The organism is Acinetobacter sp. KS-LM10, assembly GCF_036896575.1.
Classification (GTDB): domain Bacteria; phylum Pseudomonadota; class Gammaproteobacteria; order Pseudomonadales; family Moraxellaceae; genus Acinetobacter; species Acinetobacter avistercoris.
In genome coordinates this window covers 2,053,150-2,074,554 of the sequence record NZ_CP145906.1, presented here as the reverse complement: position 1 = coordinate 2,074,554, position 21,405 = coordinate 2,053,150, and the positions used below count along the sequence as shown (strand labels likewise).

Genomic DNA, 21,405 nt, shown 5'->3' with positions numbered 1-21,405 from the left:
TGTGCCTAAGCTCGCGACCTATAGCAAATTATATTCACTATTTATTGAATAAATGGTGAGTAAATTAAAAGTCAAAATAAAACGACACGCGTTGTCGCGTGAAAGATAACGAACATCAAAATTTTATCGGTTGAAATTATAATACAACGTCGTTTAACTCCCACAGTTGAAATTCTTATGTCTGATCGTATTCGTGAAAAGTTACAAATATTGGCAGATGCAGCAAAATATGATGTGTCTTGTTCATCTAGTGGGAGTAATCGAAAAAATAAAGACAAAGGTTTAGGAAATACAGGTTCTGGAATTTGTCACAGCTATACCGAAGATGGACGTTGTGTTTCTTTACTCAAAATTCTTTTCTCCAATGTCTGTATTTTTGATTGCTCATATTGTGTTTCGCGTCGTTCGAATGATGTAAAGCGTGCTGCCTTTACTGTGCAGGAAGTCGTCGATTTAACCATTAACTTTTATAGACGTAACTATATAGAAGGGCTTTTTCTAAGTTCAGGTATTTTTAAATCCGCGGATTTCACCATGGAGCGCATGCTTCAAGTGGTCAAAAAGCTACGATTAGAAGAAAATTTTAATGGCTACATTCATTTAAAAACCATTCCTGGTGCTTCTGAAGAAATCATTCATGAAGCTGGTTTATATGTGGATCGAATGAGTATCAACTTAGAAATGCCAACCGAAGAGGGCTTGGTTAAATTTGCGCCCGAAAAATCTCATGCCGAAGTGCAAAAGGATTTGGGAATTGTGCGTGATCGATTAATTCAGTTTAAAGATGAGCGTAAATTAATAAAATCTGTTCCTAAATTTGTGCCAGCAGGTCAAACCACGCAAATGGTGGTCGGGGCACATTTGGAGACTGATCGTGATGTTATTTTAATGGCAGATAAGCACTATAAAGATTATAAATTAAAAAGAGTGTATTACTCGGGCTATATTCCGATCAATGCAGAAGATGCTGCATTGCCAGCGGTGGGTTCGGCACCTCCTTTATTGCGTGAAAATCGACTTTATCAATCAGATTGGTTAATGCGTTTCTATGGTTTTGATGCCACTGAGATTGTCGATGATCAACATCCGAATTTAGAATTGGATATCGATCCAAAGCTGAGCTGGGCCTTGAGACATCCTGAGCAGTTTCCAGTTGATATCAATCAAGCGGATTACCGTATGATTTTAAGAATACCTGGAGTGGGTGTTCGCTCTGCGAAAAAGATTATTCAGGCTAGACGATTTGGTAAAATTCATATTGATCAACTCAAAAGAATCGGAGTTGCATATAACCGTGCGCAGCATTTTATTCGTTGTGCCGATACGGCTCAGCATAGTAAGGAGCTGCTACCAAGCCAAATACGTCAGAAAATTTTACAAAGCGGGCACTCTAAATATCAAACGCAATTGTCACCACAGCTAGGGTTTGCATTTTAAATGGCAAAGTACATTTTTGATGGAACAATGACGGGTCTATTGAGCTGTGTATTTCGGGCTTTTCAATTTAAAGAGTTTGACGTGGAAGTTGTCAGTGCAGATCATATTCAACACACGCTGTTTGATGAAAGCATTGATGTACAGTCCAATGAAGAGCAAGCTAATCGTGTCTGGCAAGGATTAAAGCAAAAAGTATCGACTCAAGGTATTCGTAATTTTTACTACACGTTTTTGTCTGAGCAAATAGTCGCGTTTCAAGCACTTTTTGATTTTAGTGTCTATGTATTTAAATCCAGTAAGTCTGTTGATAAGGATTATGGACACCGAGATGTTCTTGCTTTAGCGCAGTGGGCAAAACAAGTCGGACGTGAAAAGCATCGCATGGAAGCTTTTGTGCGTTTTAAGAAATGCCAAGATGGTTTATTTCTCAGTCTAGTTCGTCCAGATTTTAATGTTTTACCCTTAATCGAGCGACATTTTAAAAGTCGATACCAAGATCAGAAATGGTTGATTTATGATGAAAAGCGTAAATTTGGTATTTATTATGATCTCGATAAAATTCATCAAATTCAAATGAATGCATATGAGGTTGACGCGCAGCTAGCGATAGGGGCAAGTCAAAGTTTTAATGTTGAGTTGGATGATGAGGAAATTCTTTATGATCAGCTTTGGAAAGACTACTTTAATAGCGTTAATATTCAAGCGCGGAAAAATGTGAAGTTGCATGTGCAATATGTGCCAAAGCGCTATTGGCGCTATATGAATGAAAAAATAATCTAATTTTAATGCATATCCAATCGCCTAAAAATTATTTAGACAAGATAAAATAATAATAAAAATTGAAAATATTTTCACTAAAATTATAATCATGATTTTTTGATCGATTATTGATCGAATGTTGATCGGTTGTAATATCTTGCATAGTTAACTCTATTAAAACGTCAATTGTGATTTATTACTTTTTTTGATTTTAATAATAGTGTTTATTTTTTATACATAATAAATATAATTTATAAATTACAAATAATTTCAATGACTAAAATATACTAATAAATGTCAATATACTTCTGGGGTATTTAGTAATATTTATAATGCGTATGTGATTTAAAATATAAAAAATATGTTCATATAATGAGCTATTAATAATTTTTAAAAATAAAATGAATTTAATCAATAACTTAAATTTAATTTTTATTGTTGGTTTTTAAACCAAATTAAGCTCATATTAAAATAAATATATAAAACAAAAGAGCATTTAATTTTGATTATTAGACTAATTGATTAGATAAAGGGTTGCTATTTTAAAAGCGTTTTCTTTAGAATTGCGAGCTTATTTCCGCTGTGAATCTAATCCACTCATTTATTTTGATGATATTAATATTATCGCGTTAAATGTTTTTTTTGTTTATGAGTTTAAAAGGGTCTTCTATGGATATTCAAGTTGACGAGCAATCGCAGCCACCCAAGAAGCAAAAATTTTATCAAATTCTTTATGTTCAAGTCATCTTCGCCATTATTGCGGGTGTATTACTTGGTCATTTTATGCCTGAGCTTGGTGCTAGTCTTAAGCCCCTTGGTGATGCCTTCATTAAAATCGTAAAAATGATCATTGCTCCCGTCATTTTCTTAACGGTTGCAACGGGTATTGCTGGAATGAGCAATATGGGTGCTGTGGGGCGTGTTACGGGTAAGGCAATGCTTTACTTCATCACGTTCTCTACTCTGGCACTGATCGTTGGTATGATCGTGGCAAATCTAGTTCAACCTGGTAAAGGCTTAAATATTGATCCAGCTGCTTTACAGGGTGATAAAGTCGCAACATATGTTGAAAAAGCACATGATGCAACGGTTGTAGATTTCTTCATGAACATCATTCCGAAGACTTTAGTCAGTCCTTTGGTCGGTGGTGATATTCTGCAAGTGCTTTTTGTCGCTGTACTTTTCGGCTTGGCTGTTGCAGCTGTAGGTGAAAAAGGTAAACCGATTACTGAATTATTAACCAATCTTACGGCACCAGTATTCTACTTGGTGGGCATGCTGATGAAGCTTGCACCTATTGGCGCATTTGGTGCTATGGCGTATACGATTGGCGCATTTGGTATCTCAAGTATTGGTAACTTGTTGTTATTAATTTTGACCTTCTATATCACTTCGCTGTTGTTTGTTCTGATCATTTTGGGTGCTGTAGCACGTTATAACGGTTTCTCTATTATAGATTTGATTCGTTATATCAAAGATGAGTTGTGGTTGGTGTTGGGTACCAGTTCTTCTGAAGCTGCTCTACCAACGCTCATGAGCAAAATGGAAAAAGCGGGTTGTGAAAAGTCTGTGGTTGGTTTGGTTATTCCAACAGGTTATTCATTTAACCTTGACGGTACCAATATCTATATGACCATGGCAGCGCTGTTTATTGCTCAAGCATGTAATATTGATTTGACCATCTGGGAACAATTAACCATTTTACTTGTAGCAATGGTGAGTTCTAAAGGTGCGGCGGGTGTGACAGGTGCAGGTTTTATTACTCTTGCAGCGACATTGTCTGTTGTACCAGCACTTCCTGTTGCAGGTATGGCCTTGATTTTAGGTATTGATCGTTTCATGTCAGAATGCCGCGCATTAACTAACTTGGTCGGTAATGCTTGTGCTGCAATCGTTATTGCACGTTGGGACAATGCATTAGACAAAGAACAATTAGATGCGACTTTGAAAAAGAAAGCATAATATTGTTTCATTAAAAAAGCCCATCTGATGATGGGCTTTTTTATGCTTCACCAATCACCAATCACCAATCACCAATCACCAATCACCAATCACCAATCACCAATCACCAATCACCAATCACCAATCACCAATCACCAATCACCAATCACCAAATTAAGTATGAAGTTGTGACATAGAATCTATTTTCAATTTGAGGATTTATTTGAAAATATTACATTATTGAGTTTCTATTTATCTCAATATGCAATGCATGCAAGAAGCGTATATTAAACTTCTTTCAAAACTCATTATTCACACCACACACTCATCGTGAGTATTCCCTCATCCTAACCTTTCTCCCAAAGGGAGAAGGGATTTTTAAAAATCAATGTGTTGCTAATTAATGATCATTTTTGCCTTATGAAAGAGATCTATTATCGATATTCTTAAGGTAAATTTGGCATAAAAAAACCCATCATGAAGATAGGTTTTTTGAATTTTACGATTGAAATTAACAGCCTGTTAATTTCTCAGCTTGTGGTTTTTTATTTGGAAAGAATATAGGACGAAGCTTTACACCTACGCCATTACCAATGAAGGCGAAAATGAGCCATAACCAGCCGTGTATGCTACCTGAAGCAATACCACTAAAGTATGCTCCAATGTTACAACCATAAGCCAAACGAGCACCATAGCCGAGCATAAGGCCGCCAATCACCGCAGCAATAATAGAACGCTTTGGAATATTTAAGCTGGGTGCAAATTTACCTGCCAAACTTGCTGCCAATAATGCTCCCAACATAATGCCGAAGTTCATCATTGAGGTCACGTCAAACCAAAGTGACTCAGACAATGCTTTTGCATTTGCTGGTGTTTGCCAGTAAGCCCAAGATGCGACATCGACGCCACTCAATGTAGCGACTTTTGCTGCCCATACTGCAAGCGCAGATGTCACACCCCAAGGACGACCTGCCAATGCTAAAGTTGCAAAATTCAGCAAAGTGAGAATAATGCCGCCCCAAACAAGTGGCCAAGGTCCTTGAATGAAACGCTTCCAACCTCGGTATTCGCTTGTAGGTTCAACTTCAAGTGAACCATGACGTCTCTTCTCAAAATAGACTGTCGCAAGTGCGATGAGACCAAAGAGTACAAAATTGATAATCAGTGCAGTACTAACACCTAAACTTTCTACAACAGAAATCGGAGCAAGATGGGGGAGGTTAAACCACCAATCTAGATGCGTAGTTGCGATTAATGAGCCTGTACAAAAGAAGAATAATGTAATGAGCATTCGAGAACTACCGCCACCTACTGTGTAAAGTGTTCCAGATGCACACCCCCCACCAAGCTGCATACCAATACCAAAAATAAAGGCACCAATCATGACAGACATAGAAACGGGGCTAACATTACCTTTGACGGGGTTGCCAAATAACTCACCTGCACCCAGTGCAGGAAAGAATAACAACACAGCCACGCCAAGCATAATCATTTGAGCGCGTAAACCTCGTCCGCGGCGCTCCTTGATAAATACACGCCAACTTGAAGTAAATCCAAATGAAGCGTGATATAGCGTCATACCAAGTGCACCGCCAATCAAGAATAATAATGCTTGATTAAGTCCTACAACTTGATAAGTACCGATAGTACCAACCAATATAAAGAGAATGGCGACCCAAACCGATATATTTGATCGATCTGATTTAGCGACAATAATAGACATGGGAGAAAATAATAGAAAATATATAAAGTGCTATTTTAAGGGATCTCCTTCAAAAATGGGCCTTTATAATCAATGAAAATGTATAAAGTAGCTGAATTTAATTGATTTTATATATTTATTAAATTGATAATGAGCTTGTCTGCTCATTTAAAAAATCATCCAATCTGAATATTAAAAAAAGAACCAATCCAAGATGAAAACAGCATGGCCAGTATTCCCCAGACAGTCACTCTTAAACTTCCTTTGAGTAATGACGTTCCAGCAAAATAGCTCGATACAGCTCCCAATAAGGTGAGAGAGAGAACACCAACAATTCCAACAGTTAAGCTCAAGTATTGCTCTGAACTGAGTAAAATTGCTATGAGTGGGAAAAATGCGCCTAATGAAAAAGAGAGTGCCGATGACCAAGCCGCCAAAATAGGTTGTGCAGCCGTCATTTCGTTAATACCAATCTCATCTCTTGCATGTGCATCTAACGCATCATGCGCGGTGAGCTGAATCGCAACTTCTTCTGCGAGTTGCGGCTGAAGCCCACGTCTAATATAAATTCGAGTGAGCTCTTGAAGTTCTAGACTAGGATTCTTAGCCAATTCAAGCGTTTCAAATTTTAAGTCTGCTTCTTCTATATCAGACTGTGATTTAACTGAAATATATTCTCCAGCAGCCATTGATACTGCACCTGCAATCAAACCAGCAACACAACTAATAAATAAGGTGTGAGACGAGGCACCGCTTGCAGCCATGCCTAAAACTAAACTAGTGACGGAAATGATGCCATCATTTGCCCCTAGAACTGAGGCGCGTAACCAACCTGTGCGGTGAATATAATGAGGTTGTTGATGCTGTGAAATCGACATTTTATAATTAGAGTAATAACGTACGTTGAGCAACCATATAAGAAGTGCTCACTTTAAATCAAGCATTTTTAGTTGAATAAATAATAGACTTCTTTCAAAAGGAATTATTCATACAATAACACTCATCATGAGTATTCCCTCATCCTAACCTTCTCCCAAAGGGAGAAGGGATTTTCACCTATCAATTTATGGCCACTCAATGATCATTTTTCGAGTTATGAAAGAGATCTAATCAAAGTAAACAAATTAGATGAATAAATTCGATAAATAAAAAGCCCTATATGAAATAGGGCTTTTTAAGTCAGTAAAGATTACTCTTCTACTTTTTTTCTAACATCGCTAGCGCCTTGTTCAATCGCTGCTGAGGCATTGGCAGTCGCTTCTTTCGCTGCTACTTTTGCATCATGTGCAGCACTTTCTGCATGTACGGCAGCATTTTCTGCAGCATGAGCAGCTTCATTTGCAGCATTATCGACTGCCATTGCTGTGTTGTCCGTGGCATGACTGATATCTTCGCTGGCTTGAGTGGCTGCATTATTTAAATGTTCGCCAGTTGTTGCGCCTGTTTCAGGTGCTTTGTCTTTATTACATCCCACAAGTGCAACAGTTGCAGTTAAACCTAAAGCAATCATAAATTTATTCATTTTCATCTACCTTCTGTATATATTATTTGAATCCAAGTCACTTGGATTCAAATAATATATACAGATTGATCACATAGAACTGATTAAAAATGTAAAGTATTTAAAGGTTTGTAAACAAACAATCACATTTGTAAGCTTGAGTTAATAAGATTAAATCAAGATTAAGTTATGTAAAAACAATGATTAAACATTAGACTTCTTTCAAAAGTCATTATTCATCCAATACACTCATTATAAGCATTCCCTCATCCTAACCTTCTCCCAAAGGGAGAAGGGATTTTTACCTATCAATTTATGGCTACTCAATGATCATTTTTCGACTTATGAAAGAGATCTATTACCTCTTTAAGCATTAACACATGAGAACAATTACTGCCCAGAACGAATCATATAATCAAAAGCAGAGAGTGACGCCTTCGCACCTTCACCTGTAGCGATAATGATTTGCTTATAAGGAACAGTGGTACAGTCACCCGCAGCAAATACACCTTTCACATTGGTTTCGTTACGATCGTTGATGATGATCTCACCACGGTTTGATAATTCAACCTTTGATGATTTTAAGAAATCTGTGTTGGGTAATAAACCGATTTGCACAAAGATCCCTGCCAATTCAACCGTATTGATTTCATCTGTCGCACGATCTTTATATTTCAATGCAGTCACTTGTGAACCATCACCAACCACTTCAGTTGAAAGTGCATTCATAATCACCGTGGTGTTTGGCAAGCTATTCAATTTGTCTTGTAGCACTTGGTCAGCACGAAGTTTGGTATCAAACTCAATCAAAGTCACATGTTCAACAATACCCGCCAGATCAATTGCAGCTTCTACACCAGAGTTACCACCCCCAATCACTGCAACACGTTTGCCTTTGAACAGTGGACCATCACAATGTGGGCAATAAGCGACACCACGAGTTTTATATTCTTTCTCACCCGGTACATTCATTTCTCTCCAACGTGCACCTGTCGATAAGATGATCGTTTTAGATTCAAGTTTGGCACCATTTTCCAAAGTCACTTCAACCAAACCATTGCTGGTTTCGTCTGCACCTTTGATGGCAGACACACGTTGTAAGTTCATGATGTCCACACCATACTCACGCACATGTGCTTCCATTTCAGCAGCGAACTTAGGCCCTTGGGTCTTTTGTACCGAAGTGAAGTTTTCAATATCCATGGTATCCATCACTTGACCGCCCATGCGTTCAGCAACGATACCTGTTTTGATGCCTTTACGTGCTGCATAGATTGCTGAAGTATTCCCCGCAGGACCACCACCAATCACCAGCACATCAAAAGCCGCTTTGGCATTTAATTTGATGGCATCTTTTTCAGCAGCGCCGGTGTCTAATTTCGCGATGATTTCTTCCAAAGTCATACGACCTTGACCGATATGTTCATCGTTTTGAAATAACATCGGTACAGCCATAATTTTACGTTCTTCAACTTCTTCTTGGAAGAATGCACCATCAATCATGGTTGCTGTTGTACCAGGGTTATTAATCGCAATTAAGTTCAGTGCTTGAACCACATCTGGACAGTTGTGACAGCTAAGCGATACGAAGACATCAAAATCAGCTTTGACGTTGAGATCTTTAATTTGCGCCAATACTTCATCAGACACTTTTGGTGCATAACCAGACACTTGTAACAAAGCAAGGATTAAAGATGTGAACTCATGTCCCATCGGTAGACCTGCAAAGTGAACTCGAGGTTGTTCTCCAACTTTCGCAATACCAAAGCTTGGTGCACGTTTATGCTGACCATCAAAACGAGCGGTCACTTGATCAGAAAGAGCGGCAACTTCGCTCACCAATTCTTTAATTTTGTCAGATTTATCAGATCCATTTAGTGAAGCCACGATTTCGATTGGGCTTTCAAGACGTTCAAGAAGTGTTTTTAATTGCGCAGAAGTATTTTGATCTAACATGACTAACGTCTCCAAAGGAGTCAATATTTATTGAATGAGGCTATCTTATGTGAAAAGACAAGATAGTTAAAACAGTTTGTTTTTATTGTTATCATCGGAAAAATGGATATGAACCGCAATTTAAATCAACCATTTACTTAAAGCTTCATTAGGATGAAAAATATTGTATTTTTTAGATCTCTTGGAACAGATCTAATTTACATCTCGACAAGGGATCTCAGGATCGAAGAAATAATTATTTTAATTGAAATTTAATTTAGAATATGATTACATTTTTTAAATTTGATGATTGGATTCATGGAAAAGGGTATTTATCAACATTATAAAGGGCAGTTATATCAAGTACTGCATGTAGCCACTCATAGTGAAACTGAAGAAAAATTAGTGGTTTATCAGTGTTTATACGGCGATTACTCGATTTGGGTGCGACCTTTGACGATGTTCCAAGAAACCATAACGACACATGATGATCGTGAAATTCAACGTTTTAAGCTAATACAAGTTACAGCATAAAAATAATTCTTAAGAAAAGAGATCTTTAAGGTTTAAGGTTTAAGGTTAAAGTTTTAAGCTATCCTAACCATGGATGGCTTTTTTTTATTGCAGAGTAATACGTTTGCAGCTGAGATCACATTCTAAATAATGTTGAATAAACATAATTTATTTTGGCTACGAATAATAGTTTGATAAATAAAAGCAGGTAAAAGATTGAACAATTCGGCAGTGCTCTTGTTTTTAAATATTTAGATAGCTTGAAGTTTCATTATATTTTTAAAAGGAAACAACAAGCGTTGTTCTCATAAGTGAACGTATTATGATTGAAATGGATTATCAACTGGTTGGAATCCATTATTAAAATTCAAATTTTTTGAAACTGATCTACTACTGAAATGATAAAAAAGTCACGCCATTATGACGCTGATAGATGCAGCTCATATTCTTTGTAAAACATAACAGAGCTAAATTTTGAAAATGTATTAGCCGATTGTATATTTACAATATATTTTCGGGGAAAGTCATTGATCTTATAAAATAAATATTCATATCTAAAGGGCGTAGTCTCTTTTTAATCCATAAGGAACAATCATGTCTTTTATAGGGCAGTTTCTAAAACCCATGCATTCTCGAGACCGAGAAGAGCCACATCGCGTTGCTACATCATTAGAATTATTATTCGACTTAATTTTTGTGGTTGCCATTGCGACTGCAGGAGTAGAATTACATCACGCGATTGTTGAGAATCATTTTTGGAGTGCAATGCCACTCTATTTAATGGTGTTTTTTGCCTTGTGGTGGGCATGGATGAACTTCACTTGGTTTGCATCAGCATATGATAATGACGATGCTCTCTATAGAATCATGACGATGATTCAAATGCTGGGTGCATTGGTCATTGCTGCGGGTATTCCAGACGCATTTGAACATCAAAATTTTGATGTGATTATTGTCGGTTACGTGATAATGCGGACGGTTCTAATTGCCCAGTGGTTACGTGCATCTCGACATGATCCAGAACGCAAACCCACTATTTTTAGATATGTCATCGGTATTTCATTGGTGCAATTGGCATGGATGTTTTTCCACTTTGCCCCGATTGATTTCGGTATTTATATCTTTTTGCTTTTAGTGATTGCTGAGCTCTGCATCCCATATTTTGCGGAAAAAAAAGGTACAACGCCATGGCATCCTGAACATATAGCAGAGCGTTACTCACTCCTTACGATTATTGTATTTGGTGAGTCTATTGTGGCGAGTTTTAATGCCATTTCTGATGCTTTTAAGACCCAAGTCATTAACACGGAGCTAATCTTTTTAACGATTGGTGGGGTGATCATGATGTTTACTATGTGGTGGGCATATTTTGATCGTTCAATGCACGATCAATTAAATAGTCATAGTAAAACTTTTATTTGGGGCTATGGACATTTCTTTATTTTTATTAGTATTGCGATGCTCGGTGCAGCATTATCAGCTGCTGCAGATGTGGTAACGCAACATGCTGATGTCAGCAATACTTATGATGGTTGTATTATTGCTGGATTATTAATTATTTATACCTGTAGCTTGTGGATGTTACAGAATCGCGAGCATTTGACAGGTTTCGGGCATTGGTTCTATCCAATTTCAGTCCTTATCATTTTTGTTATTCCATTTGTTATTCCCCATATAGGTTACGCAGTTTTACTGATGGCTATAGTTTATGCTTTACGATTAGTTTTAGCCAATTGGCTGATGAAATCCAGCAACTAAAACTAAAAAAACCACGCTAAAAGCGTGGTTTTTTTAAATCAGTTTCATCTAATAAAAATTAGATTTTACCAACTAGATCGATTGAAGGAGCAAGTGTTGCATCGCCTTCTTGCCATTTAGCTGGGCAAACTTCACCTGGGTGAGCATGTACGTACTGAGCTGCTTTAACTTTACGAAGAAGTTCAGAAGCATCACGGCCAATACCACCAGCATTGATTTCAACGATTTGGATTTTACCTTCTGGATCGATAACGAAAGTACCACGATCAGCAAGGCCAGCAGCTTCGATTAAAACTTCGAAGTTTTTAGATAAAGTCCAAGTTGGATCGCCGATTAATGGGTATTGGATTTTACCAATAACTTCAGAAGTATCGTGCCAAGCTTTGTGCGTGAAATGAGTGTCAGTTGAAACACCGTAGATTTCCACGTTTAATTTTTGGAATTCTGCATAGTTGTCAGCAAGGTCGCCAAGTTCAGTTGGGCAAACAAAAGTAAAGTCAGCTGGATAGAAGAATACTACAGACCATTTGCCTTTAAGATCAGCTTCAGTCACGTCAACAAATTGACCGTTGTGGTAAGCAGTTGCTGCGAATGGTTTAACTTCAGTATTAATTAAGCTCATCATTGTCTCCATGATTGAGGATTGTTTTCAATGTTCAGTAGATTATCGAAACTTCTGTTATTGCTGAAACAGTATTTTTGCATTACTAGAATCGGAAAAACCGAACCCAATGCGATACGAGGTGTTTCATTTTAATCAGTGCATTTGGATTGTCATTCAACATCAAAGAAATGATGGTTTGATGACAAATGCAGTTAAGCAAAGATTCGGTGTTAAACATGGCGTCATTGTATTGATATTTCAAGTGTTGAATTTAAAAAAATTATAAAAATAAAGGAAATTCATATCTAAATTAGAGATATATCTCGATTAAGCGTTTATGGTTGTTCAAAATTAAAGCTCTATCGCGAGTACTCCTAAACAAATATCTCTAAAAGAAAAATCCCTTAATAAATTCTTAAAACTTAGATTATCGTTTGAAGTGCAACACCATGTTGTTGGCATAATACCTGACTCGGACTTTTAAAGCCGAGTCTTTTTCTTGGACGTTGATTCAAACGTTGAGTGATTTCTGAAATATACTCATCCGTGTAATGATTTAAATCACTACCTTTCCTTATGTATTGTCTGATTAATCCATTGGTGTTTTCATTTGTACCTCGTTGCCAAGCACTGTAGGGATCTGCGAAATACCAATCCAAATCAAGTTCTTGAGCAATATGCTCATGCAAACTGAACTCTTTGCCATTGTCTGCAGTTATTGTTTTCAATTGGTCTTTGATGGGGGTGAGTAGATTGATGGTCGCTCTGCTTATGTCTTCAGCCTTACGTGTATTGCACTTTGTTAGCCAAAGATAGCCTGTTCTTCGATCTACAATTGAAACTAAAGATTGTTGATGATTTTTACCTACGATCGTATCTATCTCCAAGTCACCAAAGCAAGTCCGTTGCTCAACCTCATGCGGTCTTTTATGAATGCTTTTACGATGAGTGAGCTGACCGCGGGTTTCAGGAGAACCATATTTTCTCTTTCTTTGATTTCTGAAACGTAGGTTGTGGAAAAGCACGCCACCATTGCTTTTATTCTGTTTTATAAACCTGTAAATAGAATGCAGACTGACCGCTACGTGAGAAGCAATTTGTTCAGGGCTCCATTGTAGGTTTAGGTAAGAAATGACAAGCGCCCAAATATGAGATGGGATTCTTTTAGGATTGGAGCGATGACGTTTTAAAGCGACTTTATGTGCATGTTTAGCGAAGTAACCATTTCTAGCTTTATTTCGGGTGATTTCTCTAGAGATCGTTGCTGGTGAACGATTTAAACGCCAAGCGATATAGCGTTTGGAAAAACCTTCACGTAACAGGGTATAAATCTGATATCGTTCTTCTTGAGTAAGATGAGTATAGTTCATGATGCAACTTTGACTTTGACTTTGGTCGGTCGGAAGCAAAATGCTATCTCATCTTGCTTCTTTCCAATAATTTAATCTCTGTTGCACTTCATTTAAGAATCTAAGAAATAAAAAAACATAAAATAAAAATGCCTTTAATCTTTATTTGCATTAATTCCAAAGCAATAATGAAATAACATGAAACTCAGCGTTGTTTTAAGTCAAATGTTTTGTTGGTGAAAGACTATGCCTGTACCTTGTTACAGCGTAAAATATGCCAGTCGTTTTCGCTTTTAGGGTAAGTTATCTGTGGTAAGTCATTTAAATGTAGATCAATGGGTCATGGCTCGCGACCGTCATCGTTTAAATCGACTGCGTAAAGGTAAAGATGCTAATCCGAAGCAGTACCAAGAATTATTTGAAAAATCCAATTTAAAGGTACGTTCACGTCTGGACAGTATCCCTCAGATTAAACTGAACCAAGATTTACCTGTAACGCAATATAAAGACAAACTGATTGAAGCCATTCAGCAGAACCAAGTGGTTATTGTGGCAGGCGAAACAGGTTCGGGTAAGACCACGCAGTTGCCACAAATTGCGATGCTTGCTGGGCGTGGTTTGACAGGCATGATTGGTCATACGCAGCCACGTCGTTTGGCAGCCCGCACAGTTTCTCAGCGTATAGCTGAAGAGGTGGGTGAAAAACTCGGCGAATCGATCAGTTTTAAAATTCGCTTTAATGAGCAGGGGTCACAGGATTCATTGGTTCGTTTAATGACCGATGGTATTTTGCTTGCTGAGCTTGGCCATGATCGTTTTTTAACTAAATACGATACGATTATTATTGATGAGGCGCATGAGCGATCACTCAATATTGATTTCATTATGGGCTATTTGAAGCAGTTGTTGCCGAAACGTCCAGATTTGAAGGTCATTGTGACGTCTGCAACGTTGGACGTAAATCGTTTTAGTGCTTATTTCAATAATGCACCTGTTTTCGAAGTTGAAGGCCGTAGTTTCCCTGTAGAGTTACGTTATCGTCCGATCTCAGAAATGAGTATTGTTGGAAGTGATGACGATGAATTTGATGATTTTGAAGAAAACTTACCGAGAGCCGTTGTTCAAGCCGTAGAAGAATGCTTTCAAGATGCCCAAGAAAAAGGTCATCCTGAACATGCAGATATTCTAATTTTTGCAAGCACTGAACTTGAAATTCGAGAATTACAAGAAACCTTACAGAAGTTTGGTCCAAAACACACCGAAATTCTCCCACTTTATGCGCGACTTGCGATCGCAGAACAGCAGCGTATTTTTAATGCAGGAGGTGGTGGTCGAAGGATCATCATTGCCACTAACGTTGCTGAAACTGCACTGACGGTTCCCAATATTCGCTACGTTATTGACAGTGGTTTTGCGCGTATTTCACGCTATAGCTATCGTTCCCGTGTACAACGTTTACCTATTGAAGCGATTTCACAAGCCGCAGCCAATCAACGTAAAGGGCGCTGTGGCCGTATTGCGCCAGGTGTCTGTATCCGTCTTTATAGTGAAGACGATTTCTTGGGCCGTCCTGAGTTTACCGAACCTGAAATTAAGCGAACCAACTTAGCATCCGTTATTTTACAGATGCAAAGTTTGAATTTGGGTTCGCTTGAAGATTTCGACTTTATTGAGCCACCTGATCATCGTCTGGTAAATGACGGTCGTAAGCTCTTGATTGAGTTGGGTGCGATGAGTGAGAAAAAAGTTTCTCCGTCGAATTCAACCATTCAAATTACTGGAAATGAAAATTTTCAAACAGAAAAATCCAATAAAACCAAACAATCTAATTTACCTGTAAAGCAAGATGCTTTAACCAAAATCGGTCAAATGATGGCGAAGATGCCGATCGATCCGCGTTTAGCGCGTATGATTTTGGGTGGAGCGCACTTTGGGGTATTGAAAGAAGTGCTTATCATTGTCTCTGCTTTGGCCGTACAAGATCCGCGTGAACGTCCTGCTGATAAACAAATGCAAGCTGATCAGAAGCATGCATTATTTAAAGAAGGTGAATCTGACTTTTTATTTTATATCAAGTTGTGGGATACCTTGCAGCAGAACCGCGAAACAATGAATGAAAATAAGCGACGTAATTTTGCACGTCAGCATTTTTTAAGTTGGTTGCGTATACGTGAGTGGAAAAAGACACATGAGCAATTGTCCGAACTGGCTGAAGGGTTAAAACTTTCTTTTAATAGTAAAAATGCCAATTATGAAAATTTACATCGGGCTTTGCTAACTGGGCTTTTATCTTTTATTGCCAATAAAACGGATGAACGCAATGTCTTTATGGCAGTGCGTCAACAAAAAGCACGGATTTTTCCAGCGTCAACATTGCACAAGAGCAACACGCCTTGGGTTATGGCATTCGAGATGGTCGAAACATCTCAAGTCTATCTAAGAACGCTGGCGAAAATTGAACCTGAATGGATTTTGCTCGCTGCAGGTGATTTACTCAAACATCATTACTTTGAACCACATTGGTCAAAAAAAGCGGGTATCGTGAATGCTTATGATCAAATTTCGTTATTTGGTTTGATCGTTCAACCTAAGCTTTTGATGAACTATGAGAAAGTTGACCAAGAAGCGGCACATGAAATATTTCTTCGAGATGCGCTAACAACGGGTAATCTTGGTATTACGCCGCCATTTTTAAAGCATAACTTACTTAAACTCGAAGAGGTTGAGCGTGTAGAAGATAAGTTACGTCGACGAGATCTGGTGGTTGATGAAGAAACGATTTATCAGTTTTATGCAGCAAAAGTACCTCCAGAGATTGCAAGTCGACGAAGTTTTGAAGATTGGCGCGCCACTGTTGAACCAAGTCAGCCTCGATATTTATTTATTGAGGAGGATTCATTGTGGATGGATGATCGTCCTACGACACAACAATTTCCAGACTATTTACATAACGGTGCTTTGCGCTTGGCGGCGAGCTATCGTTTTGATCCAAGTCATGATGAAGATGGTGCAACGGTTAAAATTCCTATCCAAGCTTTGGCACAAGTGGATGAAAATATTTGGTCTTGGGGTATTCCAGGCTGGCGTCAGGATTTAATTGAGGCTTTACTCAAAGCCTTGACCAAAGATAAGCGTCGTAATCTGGTGCCTATTCCAGATACCGCACGTAAACTCATCAAAGGTATTGATGCAGTACATCTGAATCAGCATATATTTCAGTATTTAGCTTTTGCGTTACGTGGCGATCAAATTACTGAGAAAGATTTTTCATTTGAACGTATTGATCAATATCTATTGCCTTATATTAAAGTCATTGATGAAAAAGGTAAATTGATTGAAAAGGGTCGTGATCTGGCAGAGTTAAAGGCACGTTGCCGCGCTGAAACGCATAGTCCAGTTAAACAGTTAAAAGGTGAGTTCACAAATTTCCCAGAACAATTTGTGTTTGAAACCTCCCAAAAAGTGACAGGCGTTTTGGTTAAGCAATACCAAGCTTTGGTGGCCAGTAAAAAATTTGAAGAACTCGATGCTAAAGATGAATCTGGTGTCGTAATTCAAACCTTTAATGACCAAAGTGAAGCGAATTTAAAGCACCGCGAAGGGGTAATTCGATTAGTCCATCTGCAATTGGGTGATTTGATTCGTCAGTTGAAAAAGCAAATCTCTAAATCTATGGCGCTGGCTTATTCTCCCTTAGGAGACAAAGCCAAGCTTGAACAAATGTTGGTTTATGCCACACTACAAAAGTCGATTACAGAATTACCTTTTAATGAGTCTGATTACCAAACGCTACTGGTGAAGGTGAAGAAAGAGTTTTTAACGCATGGTCAGGAAACCCTGAAAATCATGAGCGATATTTATATTCAGTGGCAGCAAATTCGGCAGCAACTGTTGGTGCTCAATCAAAATATTTATGCCAAGAATATTGATGATATGGAAGATCAACTGGATTTGATGGATTTAGCTCATTTTGTATATAGTAAGCCTGTGGATGTGTGGGTTGAGTTTCCGCGTTACCTAAAAGCTTTGCTGATGCGTTTAGAGCGTTTATCGAATAATTTACAGCGTGATGATGATGCGATTAAACAAGTCGATCCATGGATGGACAAGTTGTTTAAACATCCCAAAGAGCCGCGTATGAAAGATGTCTATTTTATGGTTGAGGAGCTTCGTATTTCTTTATTCTCACAACCCATGAAAACCAAGATGCCTATTTCTTCAACGCGTATACAAAAAGTATGGGAACGTCTCGGAATCAGTTAATATAGTATTAGTTTTGAAATTCTAGTGAATTTAAGAAGGAGTTTTACATGGGCATACGTATTACAGGTACTGGCTTGTATCATCCCACTGAAGTTGTGACCAATGAAGAGTTAGTTGAAAGTTTAAATGCTTATGTAGAACTTTTTAATCATGAAAATGCTGAAAAGATTGCAGCAGGTGAGATTGAAGCTCGCCGTGGTTCTAGCGCTGAATTTATTGAAAAAGCATCGGGTGTAAAAGCACGTTATGTGGTTGAAAAATCAGGTGTGCTGGATCCAAAAAGATTACGTCCAAATCTATCCGAACGTAGCAATGATGAACTTTCACTACAAGCTGAATGGGGTGTTATTGCTGCCAAACAAGCGATGGAAAATGCAGGCGTTACAGCTGAAGATATTGATGTTGTAATCTTGGCATGTTCAAATTTACAACGTGCTTATCCAGCTGTAGCCATTGAAATTCAAACGGCATTAGGGATTCAAGGCTATGCTTATGACATGAATGTGGCATGTTCAGCTGCGACGTTCGGTCTAAAGCAATCTTATGATGCAATAAAATGCGGTGCGCGCCGTGTGCTATTGATCAACGTTGAAATCACATCTGGTCATACAGATTACCGCTCACGTGATTGTCACTTTATTTTTGGTGATGTTGCGACCGCATCTATTATTGAAGATACAGAAACGAAAACGGGTTTTGAAATATTAGATACACAGCTGTTTACGCAATTCTCTAATAATATTCGTAATAACTTTGGTTTCTTGAATTTTAGTGAAAATGCGACTGCTGATGATAAGCAATTTCGTCAAGATGGACGCAAAGTGTTTAAAGAAGTTTGTCCATTGGTCGCTAAAATGATTACGCAGCAACTTGAAAAGAACCAAATTGAGCCGAGTAATGTGAAGCGGTTTTGGTTACATCAAGCCAATGCCAGCATGAATGAGTTGATTTTGAAATTGGTGGTGGGGAAAGCCGCTGCTGAAGCAGATCCAGCGCTTGTGCCGATTATTCTAGATGAATTTGCCAATACTTCATCTGCTGGTGTCATTATTGCGCTGCATCGTACAGCGGATCAAGTGAATGATGGTGAGTACGGTGTACTTTGTTCATTTGGTGCAGGCTATTCAGTGGGTTCAATTCTCGTTCAAAAACGAGTGGCTTAAAAGCTAACTTAAATAAGTAGATCAAAATGACTCAAAAAGCGCTGCATATCGAGCACAACTCGAAAATGATTCGACTGGGGAGTGCATTGCAGCGCTTTTATTTTAAACCAACATTTATCGGTACTGAAAATTTAAATACGCAGAAACCTGCAATGTATGTCGGTAATCACACGATTTATGGTGTTTTAGATTCACCTATATTCATTGATTATTTATTTACAGAGCATAAAATAGCGATTGTGAGTTTAGCCGATCATGTGCATTTTAAGGTCCCACTTTGGCGTGATATGGTCAAAAAAATGGGTGCTGTACAAGGCTTACAAGAATACGCGCAAGAAGCAATGCGACAAGGGTATTCGATTTTAGTTTTCCCTGGTGGTGGTAGAGAAGTGGTAAAGCGTAAAGGCGAACAATACCAACTCATCTGGAAACAGCGCTATGGTTTCTTGAAATTAGCACAAATATTTAATTATGAAATTGCGCCGTTTGCTGCCTTGGGCGGGGATGATGTTTTTGATTTAGCTTATGATGCTAATATTTTGTTGGAAAAGAGCTGGTTTAAAAAAATATTAAGTGTGCCCAAAATTGGCAAACTATTAAGACAGGGGGATGTGATCCCTTCGATACCGAAAAATATTATTCCCAAAAGAATTCCTTTCTACTTTAAGTTTCTACCTCGTTTAAGTCTTGCTGAAGTGAGAACAGATGAACAGCTAAAGGTTTTTAGAGATCAGTTGCAACAACAAATTTACAACGAAATAGATGCACTTAAACAGTTAAGAAAAACTGAACTGCTAAATTAATAACAATCATTACTGAGCTATGAACTTGAAATGAGGGTGTGAATCTTTCTCATTTTATTGTTTTTGTGCAAATTAAGTCTATGAAATTAATAATTATATTTAGTAAATTTAAAAATAATTATAAATTGTGAAAAAAATGAGATATATTTAAGTCCTACACAAATTTAGTTTACTAAGCCCAAAGAATATACTCCTCTTAGGGCTTTTTTTTTCTTCAAATTTTAAGTTCAAAATTCAAAGTCATAGCGTTGTGAGAAACCCTTAATTGCTTGAATTTTTAATTTCTGATCTTTATAAACATTGTTTTCGACTATTTCATTAAACATATTTTTGATTTTGTACCTGTCATTTCTGCTTTGCCCAATGGATTGCATAGCTTAATGATCATTTTTTTCCAAATAGTGAAAAGAAGAATGAGCCCTAAAAAAGTATTTTATGAGTCTTGTAGTCGTTTGTTGGTTTAGATGTTTATGTAAGATAGCAAGGAGGCTCATTGTAAAGCTGAATAGATATATTGATACATTGAATTGTTAGAAAATGGTCTGTTGATAATAAATCTGATTGAAACAGATTTCTTTAACGAGTGACGCTTAAAGATGAATAGTCTTATTGAATCATCATCTCGCTTCAAACTGGTATAAATTGCTATCTTAAAAACCTAGAAAATAACGATAAATATTATATATTTATATTGTTTAAATTACGGCATTCAAACATTTATAGGAAAAGAAATAGCATAATCTGATGTTTGGCGACTTTCTGGTTCAAAATCTAATTTTGAGTTTTTGCTTTTATTTTGTACAGTGAGAGGGTGTTAATTAGATAAATAAGAATGAGGGATGTATGTTGCTTAAAGGGAAAACGCTATTTATTACAGGCGCAAGTAGAGGTATCGGCCGTGAGATTGCATTAAAAGCAGCTCAAGATGGTGCGAATATTGTCGTTGCAGCCAAAACCACGACAGCGCATCCAAAGTTAGGCGGAACGATCTATTCAGTTGCTGAAGAAATTGAGGCAGCGGGAGGGCGAGCATTACCTCTTCAACTCGATGTGCGTGATCAAGATGCTGTTGCTGCAGCAATGAAGCAAGCTGCTGAACATTTTGGTGGAATTGATATCCTCATAAATAATGCAGGTGCAATTAGTTTAAATGGTGTTGAGAATTTAGATCCAACACGTTTTGACTTGATGTATCAGGTCAATACTCGGGCTGTAATGGTCTGTAGTCAGGCTGCATTACCTTATTTAAAGAAAAGCGAGAATCCACATATTCTCAGCCTATCGCCACCTATCAATTTGAAAGAGTCATGGTTTGCCGTACATTCACCTTATACGATTAGTAAGTATGGTATGAGTATGTTGACCATGGGGATGAATCAAGAGTTTGAGCGCTATGGTGTGAGTGTGAATGGCTTATGGCCTCGTACCATTATTGCAACTGCGGCGATTGAGTTTTCTTTAGGCGGGCGAGAGCTATTCAGCAAGGCGAGAACTCCAGCAATTATGGCGGATGCAGCTTATGCAATTATCAGCAGTCAAAATAGATCGATTACAGGGCGATTATTAATCGATGAAGAAATTCTAAGAGAAAGTGGCGTTCAGGATTTTGAAAAATATCGAGTTGAAGCTTCTGATGACGAATTGATGGTCGATTTATTTGTAGACCCATAAAATTAA

Annotated in this window: 15 protein-coding genes; 9 read left to right on the top strand and 6 right to left on the bottom strand. The window is 37.8% G+C overall.

The annotated features are described in order from the left end of the window. The first annotated feature begins 177 nt into the window (after positions 1–177). From V5M36_RS09475 to V5M36_RS09465, 3 genes are all read left to right on the top strand, one after another. Complete coding sequence (locus V5M36_RS09475; RefSeq protein ID WP_338558289.1) at positions 178–1,437, top strand: putative DNA modification/repair radical SAM protein; 1,260 nt, start codon at positions 178–180, stop codon at positions 1,435–1,437. Beyond that, on the top strand, positions 1,438–2,217 hold the full coding sequence (locus V5M36_RS09470) for a TIGR03915 family putative DNA repair protein (protein ID WP_338558287.1): 780 nt from the start codon (positions 1,438–1,440) through the stop codon (positions 2,215–2,217). Between the two features lie 648 nt (positions 2,218–2,865). Then, complete coding sequence (locus V5M36_RS09465) at positions 2,866–4,158, top strand: dicarboxylate/amino acid:cation symporter (RefSeq protein ID WP_338558284.1); 1,293 nt, start codon at positions 2,866–2,868, stop codon at positions 4,156–4,158. A 490-nt stretch (positions 4,159–4,648) separates the two neighbouring features. On the opposite strand, the gene V5M36_RS09460 is transcribed toward V5M36_RS09465, so the two are convergent. The 4 genes from V5M36_RS09460 to ahpF all read right to left on the bottom strand — a co-directional run bounded on the left by V5M36_RS09460 (position 4,649) and on the right by ahpF (position 9,296). After that, positions 4,649–5,860 (bottom strand): YeeE/YedE family protein, encoded by a 1,212-nt coding sequence (locus V5M36_RS09460; protein ID WP_338558281.1) that lies wholly within the window; start codon positions 5,858–5,860, stop codon positions 4,649–4,651. Between the two features lie 155 nt (positions 5,861–6,015). After that, positions 6,016–6,717, bottom strand: coding sequence for a VIT1/CCC1 transporter family protein (locus tag V5M36_RS09455; protein WP_338558279.1), 702 nt, complete (start codon positions 6,715–6,717; stop codon positions 6,016–6,018). A gap of 311 nt (positions 6,718–7,028) precedes the next feature. After that, positions 7,029–7,361 (bottom strand): hypothetical protein, encoded by a 333-nt coding sequence (locus V5M36_RS09450; protein WP_338558276.1) that lies wholly within the window; start codon positions 7,359–7,361, stop codon positions 7,029–7,031. A 369-nt stretch (positions 7,362–7,730) separates the two neighbouring features. Further along, complete coding sequence (ahpF, locus tag V5M36_RS09445; RefSeq protein WP_338558273.1) at positions 7,731–9,296, bottom strand: alkyl hydroperoxide reductase subunit F; 1,566 nt, start codon at positions 9,294–9,296, stop codon at positions 7,731–7,733. 297 nt (positions 9,297–9,593) lie between these two features. Here ahpF and V5M36_RS09440 point away from each other — a divergent pair, with 297 nt between their 5' ends. Together V5M36_RS09440 and V5M36_RS09435 are read left to right on the top strand one after the other, a co-directional pair. Further along, a complete protein-coding gene (locus V5M36_RS09440; protein WP_338558270.1) occupies positions 9,594–9,809 on the top strand; it encodes a DUF1653 domain-containing protein in 216 nt (71 codons plus the stop codon). 573 nt (positions 9,810–10,382) lie between these two features. After that, on the top strand, positions 10,383–11,546 hold the full coding sequence (locus V5M36_RS09435) for a low temperature requirement protein A (RefSeq protein WP_338558268.1): 1,164 nt from the start codon (positions 10,383–10,385) through the stop codon (positions 11,544–11,546). Positions 11,547–11,604: 58 nt separating this feature from the next. Here V5M36_RS09435 and ahpC read toward each other — a convergent pair whose 3' ends face one another. Then, positions 11,605–12,168 carry an alkyl hydroperoxide reductase subunit C gene (gene ahpC / locus V5M36_RS09430; RefSeq protein ID WP_338558266.1) on the bottom strand — a complete coding sequence of 188 codons (564 nt, stop codon included), beginning with the start codon at positions 12,166–12,168 and terminating at the stop codon, positions 11,605–11,607. A 404-nt stretch (positions 12,169–12,572) separates the two neighbouring features. After that, positions 12,573–13,520 carry an IS30 family transposase gene (locus tag V5M36_RS09425; protein ID WP_338558263.1) on the bottom strand — a complete coding sequence of 316 codons (948 nt, stop codon included), beginning with the start codon at positions 13,518–13,520 and terminating at the stop codon, positions 12,573–12,575. A 321-nt stretch (positions 13,521–13,841) separates the two neighbouring features. On the opposite strand from V5M36_RS09425, the gene V5M36_RS09420 reads away from it, so the two are divergent. The 4 genes from V5M36_RS09420 (at position 13,842) to V5M36_RS09405 (ending at position 21,399) form a co-directional block, all read left to right on the top strand. Then, positions 13,842–17,762, top strand: coding sequence for a DUF3418 domain-containing protein (locus V5M36_RS09420; RefSeq protein WP_445206330.1), 3,921 nt, complete (start codon positions 13,842–13,844; stop codon positions 17,760–17,762). Positions 17,763–17,809: 47 nt separating this feature from the next. Next, the gene (locus V5M36_RS09415; protein WP_338558258.1) at positions 17,810–18,925 is read left to right on the top strand and encodes a beta-ketoacyl-ACP synthase III; all 1,116 of its coding nucleotides are present in this window, start codon (positions 17,810–17,812) and stop codon (positions 18,923–18,925) included. A gap of 26 nt (positions 18,926–18,951) precedes the next feature. Next, complete coding sequence (locus V5M36_RS09410; RefSeq protein ID WP_338558255.1) at positions 18,952–19,728, top strand: lysophospholipid acyltransferase family protein; 777 nt, start codon at positions 18,952–18,954, stop codon at positions 19,726–19,728. Between the two features lie 843 nt (positions 19,729–20,571). Continuing rightward, complete coding sequence (locus V5M36_RS09405; RefSeq protein ID WP_338558253.1) at positions 20,572–21,399, top strand: SDR family oxidoreductase; 828 nt, start codon at positions 20,572–20,574, stop codon at positions 21,397–21,399. Positions 21,400–21,405 lie beyond the last annotated feature (6 nt).

Bases quoted from the DNA above. Each gene is read 5' to 3' on its own strand.
- V5M36_RS09475 (WP_338558289.1), top strand. From the start codon at position 178: ATGTCTGATCGTATTCGTGAAAAGTTACAAATATTGGCAGATGCAGCA.
- V5M36_RS09470 (WP_338558287.1), top strand. From the start codon at position 1,438: ATGGCAAAGTACATTTTTGATGGAACAATGACGGGTCTATTGAGCTGT.
- V5M36_RS09465 (WP_338558284.1), top strand. From the start codon at position 2,866: ATGGATATTCAAGTTGACGAGCAATCGCAGCCACCCAAGAAGCAAAAA.
- V5M36_RS09460 (WP_338558281.1), bottom strand. From the start codon at position 5,860: ATGTCTATTATTGTCGCTAAATCAGATCGATCAAATATATCGGTTTGG.
- V5M36_RS09455 (WP_338558279.1), bottom strand. From the start codon at position 6,717: ATGTCGATTTCACAGCATCAACAACCTCATTATATTCACCGCACAGGT.
- V5M36_RS09450 (WP_338558276.1), bottom strand. From the start codon at position 7,361: ATGAATAAATTTATGATTGCTTTAGGTTTAACTGCAACTGTTGCACTT.
- ahpF (WP_338558273.1), bottom strand. From the start codon at position 9,296: ATGTTAGATCAAAATACTTCTGCGCAATTAAAAACACTTCTTGAACGT.
- V5M36_RS09440 (WP_338558270.1), top strand. From the start codon at position 9,594: ATGGAAAAGGGTATTTATCAACATTATAAAGGGCAGTTATATCAAGTA.
- V5M36_RS09435 (WP_338558268.1), top strand. From the start codon at position 10,383: ATGTCTTTTATAGGGCAGTTTCTAAAACCCATGCATTCTCGAGACCGA.
- ahpC (WP_338558266.1), bottom strand. From the start codon at position 12,168: ATGAGCTTAATTAATACTGAAGTTAAACCATTCGCAGCAACTGCTTAC.
- V5M36_RS09425 (WP_338558263.1), bottom strand. From the start codon at position 13,520: ATGAACTATACTCATCTTACTCAAGAAGAACGATATCAGATTTATACC.
- V5M36_RS09420 (WP_445206330.1), top strand. From the start codon at position 13,842: ATGGCTCGCGACCGTCATCGTTTAAATCGACTGCGTAAAGGTAAAGAT.
- V5M36_RS09415 (WP_338558258.1), top strand. From the start codon at position 17,810: ATGGGCATACGTATTACAGGTACTGGCTTGTATCATCCCACTGAAGTT.
- V5M36_RS09410 (WP_338558255.1), top strand. From the start codon at position 18,952: ATGACTCAAAAAGCGCTGCATATCGAGCACAACTCGAAAATGATTCGA.
- V5M36_RS09405 (WP_338558253.1), top strand. From the start codon at position 20,572: ATGTTGCTTAAAGGGAAAACGCTATTTATTACAGGCGCAAGTAGAGGT.